The following is a 4,688-nucleotide window of genomic DNA, read 5'->3' as shown; positions in this document are numbered from 1 at the left end:
CCCCTAGCCCGGCGAGCTCGACGTTCCTCCGGTTGGCCGAACTTCGGGTCACGGAGTCCCGTCTACGCAGATGAACTCCGGCTGCCGTTTCCAGCAGACGTCGAAGTCGACAATCCGGTTGGTCGAGGTTCCGGGCACCCTTGCGCTGCACCCCGAATCGCTGCCATTGGCATCATCCACGAAGCCGGTGCTCCCATTCTGCAGTGTCCAATAGGTGCGGAAACCGTATCCTTCGGCGAAGGTATCGCAGGCGTAGGCGCGCGTGTGACTGTTCGTGACGCCACCGTATCCGCATCGGTTGTTGAAGTCGCCGCCACAGAGGTTGACGTCCTGATAGCCTTCGTGCGCCGACGCGATCGGCGCGCCCGCCAGAAGACCGGCTACGAGTGCAAATGCAATCACGACGGCTCTGAGCGCCCGGTGTCTTTGCATAATGGTGAGCCTCTCTTCGTCCGTTCATCCGGTGCCGCTCAAGAGTGGCGCTGGGCGGCTGTAGGGAATCTGAAGCGACCTGAAATTTCCTTCAGGGAAGCCGGGCGACCGGCGGCATAATGCGTGCGTGCGGGTGCTGGTGGTGGAGGACGACCGGCGGCTGGCCCGGCTGTTGACCAGGGGGCTGCTCGCCGAGGGCTTCGCCGTGGACGTCGCCCACGACGGCAGGGAGGGGCTGTGGCGGGCGGCCGAGGGCGCCTATGACGTGATCGTGCTCGACATCCTGCTGCCCGGGCTGGACGGGTACCGCGTGTGCACGGCGCTGCGGGATCGTCAGGTCTGGACGCCGATCCTGATGCTCACCGCGAAGGACGGCGAGTACGACGAGGCCGAGGGGCTCGACTCGGGCGCCGACGACTACCTGACCAAGCCGTTCTCCTACGTGGTGCTGGTCGCCAGGTTGCGGGCGCTGATCCGCCGCGGCCGGCCGGCGCGCCCGGTGGTGCTGCGGGCCGGCGACCTCGAGCTCGACCCGGTGACGCGGAGGTGCCGGCGCGGCCGGACCCCGATCCGGTTGACCGCCAAGGAATACGCGGTGCTGCACGTGCTGATGCGGCGGCCGGAGGAGGTGGTCACCAAGGGCGAGGTGATCGAGCACGTCTGGGACTTCGCCAGCGACGTCGACCCCAACCTGGTCGAGGTGTACATCTGCGCGCTGCGCCGCAAGGTCGACACGCCCTTCGCGCGGCACACCATCACCACCGTGCGCGGTGTCGGCTACCGCGTGACCGCCGACGGGGGATAGGCCATGCGACTGCGGCTCACGGTCCTGGCGACCATCGTCGCGGCGATTCCCCTGATCGCCGCGGCAACACTACTAGCGGCCTCGCTGCGTACCCGGCTCTATTGGGAATCGGTCGGAGCAGCCAGAGACGGGTGTGTCATCACGGAAAAGATGAACCTGTTGAACGACCCGCCGGCCGAGACCTGGCTGATCGGCGGCTCCGGGTGTGACGTCGGCATGCGCGTGATCCAACTCTCCATGCCACTGGAGGATGAGAAACCGCTGCACGGCACCGAAGTTCCGGTGGGCGTCACGGAGCTGCTGGGGGACACCGCTGAACACTTTGTCATCGACGATGAAGGCGCCGGTTTGTCGTTATGGCCCTTCACCGACGTGGCATCGGCCAGCGTCCGGATTTCCCGCAGAATTGACCCCGGGGAAGGGTACCTCTATCCGGTCGAGCAGCTGAGGAGCGGAACCGTCCGGCCATTCCTGCCGGGTGAGTTCGTCACCTGGTCGCACTCGTTGGAGCGCGAGCAGGACACCCTCAACGACGCCGTTCTCGCGCTCGCCGGCGGCACGCTCCTGGTCATCGGTCTGATCGGCGCAACCACGTGGATCACCGTCGGGCGGGTGGTGCGGCCGGTGGAGGCGATGCGGCGACGGGTCGCGGAGATCACCGCCCGGAATCTCGGCCAGCGCGTGCCCGTGCCCCGGGCGCGGACCGAGATCGCGCGGCTCGCCGAGACCATGAACGACACGTTGGCACGGTTGGACCATGCCGTGGCCGAGCAGCGAAGGTTCGTCGCCGACGCCTCGCACGAGTTGCGCGGGCCGATCGCGGCGCTGCGCAGCGAGTTGGAGATCGCGCTGGCCCACCCGGAACGGGCGCGCTGGCCGGAGGTGGTGGCCGGCGCGCTGACCGACACCGTGCGCCTGCAGGATCTCGCCACCGATCTGCTGCTGCTGTCCCGGCTGGACGCCGCGCCACCCGAGCTCGACGAGACCGTGGACCTCGTGGCGCTCGCCCGCGAGCAGGGCGCGCTCCGCCGGCTCCCCGGTCAGCTCACCCTGCGCTACGACCTCCCCGACGGCGAGGTCGCCGTGTCCGGCCGGCACGCGCTGCTCGGCCGGCTGGTGCGCAACCTGCTGGACAACGCCGAGCGGCACGCCGCCGGCTCGATCACCCTCCGGGTCGCGGTCGAGGACGCCACGGCCGTGCTGGAGGTCATCGACGACGGGCCGGGCATCCCGCCCGCCGACCGGGAGCGGATCTTCGACCGGTTCACCCGGCTCGACCGGGCCCGCACCCGGGACACCGGGGGCGCCGGCCTCGGTCTGGCCATCGCCCGGCACATCGCGGTGATCCACCGCGGGACGCTGGCGGTCACCGGCGGCAACGGCGGGGCGCGGTTCACGTTCGCGGTGAACATCGCTGAACACCGTTAGCCGTCACGTTGCGGCATCGTCCACATGATGTTCGTGATTGTCCACGTCACACGTGTTTAACGTTTCAAAGGGGCCCTGCACCGAATAGGGGGCTGACATGGGCAAGATCCGGGGTATCCCGCTGCTGGCGGCGTCCGTTCTGGCGGTCGGGCTGGTGCACGGCCCGCCGGCCGCGGTGGCCGCACCCGTGGCAGCGTACGAGAAGCTGGACCGCGGGCTGATCAGCATCGCGACCAACGAGGGCAACTTCCTGAGCTGGCGGCTGCTGCTCGACGACCCGGCGGGCACGGAGTTCGCCGTATACCGGGACGGTCGGCGGCTGACGGTGACCGGCGCGACGAACTTCCTGGACAAGGGCGCGCCGGCCGGCGCAAGCTACCGCGTCGCACCGGTGGTGAACGGGTTCGAGACGGCCTCGGTCGACCAGCCGGTGGGGACGCTGGCGACGTCGATGGACGTGCCGCTGCAGATCCCGGCGGGCGGGACCACGCCGGACGGGGTCAGCTACACCTACAACGCCAACGACGCCAGCGTCGGCGACCTGGACGGCGACGGCCAGTGGGAGATCGTGCTCAAGTGGGATCCCAGCAACGCCAAGGACAACTCGCAGTCCGGCTACACCGGCAACGTGTTCATCGACGCCTACAAGCTCAACGGGCAGCGGTTGTGGCGCATCGACCTGGGCCGCAACATCCGGGCAGGCGCGCACTACACGCAGTTCCAGGTGTTCGACTACGACGGTGACGGCCGGGCCGAGGTGGCCATGAAGACCGCGGACGGCACCCGCTCGGGCACCGGCCAGGTGATCGGCGACGCCAGCGCGGACTTCCGCAACTCCAGCGGCTACATCCTGTCCGGGCCCGAGTTCCTCACCGTGTTCCGCGGCACCGACGGCGCCATCCTGGACACCGAGAACTTCGTGCCACCGCGGGGAACCGTGTCGAGCTGGGGCGACAGCTACGGCAACCGGGTGGACCGGTTCCTCGCCGGAACGGCCTATGTGGACGGTTCGCGGCCGAGCATCATCATGGCCCGCGGCTACTACACCCGCAGCGTGATCTCGGCGTGGGACTACCGCAACGGGCAGCTCACCCGCCGCTGGACGTTCGACTCCAGCTCCTCGACCAACGGCTCGGCCTGGACCGGCAAGGGCAACCACCAGCTGTCCGTCGCCGACGTCGACGGCGACGGCCGGCAGGAGATCATGTACGGGTCGATGGCCATCGACGACAACGGCTCCGGGCTCTGGCAGAACAACACCCACCACGGCGACGCCTACCACGTCGGCGACCTCATCCCGTCCCGGCCGGGCCTCGAGGTCTTCAAGCCCGACGAGGTGACGAGCGAGCCGGCGCACTGGGTGGGTGACGCCCGCACCGGGCAGATCATCTGGAGCGCCCCGTCGTGCGGCTGCGACAACGGCCGCGGGGTGGCCGCGGACATCTGGTCCGGCAACCCCGGCGCCGAGGCCTGGTCGTCGGCCGTGGCCGGACTGCGCAGCGCCACCAACGGAAGCCAGGTGGCCGGCCGCAAGCCCGGCTCGATCAACTTCGTGATCTGGTGGGACGGCGACGCCCAGCGCGAGCTGCTCGACGGCACGCACATCGACAAGTACGGCACCGGCGGCGACACCCGCCTGCTGACCGGCTCCGGCGTGTCGTCCAGCAACGGCACCAAGTCCACCCCGGCGCTGTCGGCCGACATCCTCGGCGACTGGCGCGAGGAGGTCATCTGGCGCACCAGCGACAACCGGGCGCTGCGCATCTACTCCACGACCGACCCGACCGGCATCAGCCGACCCACGCTGATGCAGGACCGGCAGTACCGGGTCGCGGTGGCCTGGCAGAACACCGCCTACAACCAGCCCCCGCACCCGAGCTTCGCCATCGGCTGATTCCGAATCTCCTGATTGATCAACGAAGATCCCCTGCAGAATGGAGATACCCATGGGTACAAGGATTGTGCGGCGAGGTGTCGCCGCCGGGGTCACGGTGGCCGCGGCCGCCGCGCTGACGGTATGGGC

At 69.2% G+C, this 4,688-nt stretch carries 4 protein-coding genes; 3 read left to right on the top strand and 1 reads right to left on the bottom strand.

What is annotated here, in order from left to right:
- Positions 1-48: 48 nt before the first annotated feature.
- Positions 49-432 carry a hypothetical protein gene (locus tag VGX25_RS03240; RefSeq protein WP_326916056.1) on the bottom strand — a complete coding sequence of 128 codons (384 nt, stop codon included), beginning with the start codon at positions 430-432 and terminating at the stop codon, positions 49-51.
- A gap of 127 nt (positions 433-559) precedes the next feature.
- Here VGX25_RS03240 and VGX25_RS03235 point away from each other — a divergent pair, with 127 nt between their 5' ends.
- The 3 genes from VGX25_RS03235 to VGX25_RS03225 all read left to right on the top strand — a co-directional run bounded on the left by VGX25_RS03235 (position 560) and on the right by VGX25_RS03225 (position 4,559).
- Positions 560-1,237 (top strand): response regulator transcription factor, encoded by a 678-nt coding sequence (locus VGX25_RS03235; RefSeq protein WP_326916055.1) that lies wholly within the window; start codon positions 560-562, stop codon positions 1,235-1,237.
- Positions 1,238-1,387: 150 nt separating this feature from the next.
- On the top strand, positions 1,388-2,665 hold the full coding sequence (locus VGX25_RS03230; protein WP_326916054.1) for a sensor histidine kinase: 1,278 nt from the start codon (positions 1,388-1,390) through the stop codon (positions 2,663-2,665).
- Between the two features lie 97 nt (positions 2,666-2,762).
- Positions 2,763-4,559 (top strand): rhamnogalacturonan lyase, encoded by a 1,797-nt coding sequence (locus tag VGX25_RS03225; protein WP_326916053.1) that lies wholly within the window; start codon positions 2,763-2,765, stop codon positions 4,557-4,559.
- The last annotated feature ends 129 nt before the right edge of the window (positions 4,560-4,688 follow it).

It is taken from the genome of Actinophytocola sp. (genome assembly GCF_035942955.1).
Taxonomy (GTDB): domain Bacteria; phylum Actinomycetota; class Actinomycetes; order Mycobacteriales; family Pseudonocardiaceae; genus DASYTH01.
This window is presented reverse-complemented; position numbering and strand designations above follow the sequence as displayed.